Raw genomic sequence first — 536 nt, forward strand, 5'->3', positions numbered from 1 at the left:
ATTGTAAGTCGTTTCTCGAGCTTTCCAATCATCACATTGTAGCGTTGTTATGTATATAGATCAGTATATAAGTCGTCATACTTAATATGTGTATCTTTTGTTGCTTCGTCTATATGTATTAGTATAGCGTTGATATATAATGTATATTTTTTTTTCGGTGCAGCGGGTGACGGACATCATGGGCGAGATCTCGGCGGCCTCGCAGGAGCAGGCGGCGGGGATCGAGCAGGTGAACCAGACCATCGTGCAGATGGACGAGGCCACGCAGCAGAACGCGGCGCTGGTGGAGGAGGCCTCGGCCGCGGCCCGGGCCATGGAGGAACAGGCCGCCAGCCTCGCACAGGCCATCGCCCTGTTCCGCACCGGCGAGCATGACCTGCCGACCGGCCCTGCCCCGGCGCCGGCCACCGCGCCGGTGCGCAGGAACGGCGTGCCTGCGGCGCCTCCGCGCCACGAGGCCCGTCCTCCGGTTGCGGTCGCGGAAGCCGACTGGGCCGAGTTCTAAGCCTGGCAGCGCCCACCGAGCCCCGGCCCCG

General features: G+C 61.4%; 1 pseudogene. It reads left to right on the forward strand.

From position 1 onward, the window contains the following. Nucleotides 1–145: 145 nt before the first annotated feature. A pseudogene (locus CSC70_RS14770) lies at nt 146–505 on the forward strand (methyl-accepting chemotaxis protein); the annotation flags it as partial. Between the last annotated feature and the right edge of the window lie 31 nt (nt 506–536).

The sequence above is a fragment of the Pseudoxanthomonas kalamensis DSM 18571 genome (genome assembly GCF_010211745.1).
Lineage (GTDB): Bacteria > Pseudomonadota > Gammaproteobacteria > Xanthomonadales > Xanthomonadaceae > Pseudoxanthomonas_A > Pseudoxanthomonas_A kalamensis.